This window comes from Rhodococcus sp. IC4_135 (genome assembly GCF_011602025.1).
Taxonomy (GTDB): Bacteria; Actinomycetota; Actinomycetes; order Mycobacteriales; family Mycobacteriaceae; genus Rhodococcus_F; species Rhodococcus_F baikonurensis.
Genome location: NZ_JAAOLG010000170.1, coordinates 1 through 252 on the forward strand (window position 1 = coordinate 1; position 252 = coordinate 252).

The following is a 252-nucleotide window of genomic DNA, read 5'->3' on the forward strand; positions in this document are numbered from 1 at the left end:
CCTACCACCGCCGACGCCGCCAAGTCGGGCTCGGCCGATTGACCCCCATAGAATACGAGACCATCATGACCACACCAGCCACTCAGGCTGCGTGACTCAACCTGTCACCTGATCGTGCAGCAGACCCCTTCGGCCGACCCGTCGACCCCGACGTGAACATCACATACGCCGCATTACCCGACCGCAACGGCGCAACCCGATCACCATCAGACACCGGACCACCCGACAACCCACCCACATCAAGACCGTCCA

The 252-nt window shown here is 62.7% G+C and carries 1 pseudogene; it reads right to left on the reverse strand.

Features of this window, described 5'->3' with window-relative positions:
* Positions 1-118: 118 nt before the first annotated feature.
* Positions 119-252: pseudogene (locus G8767_RS36720) on the reverse strand (AMP-binding protein); the annotation flags it as partial.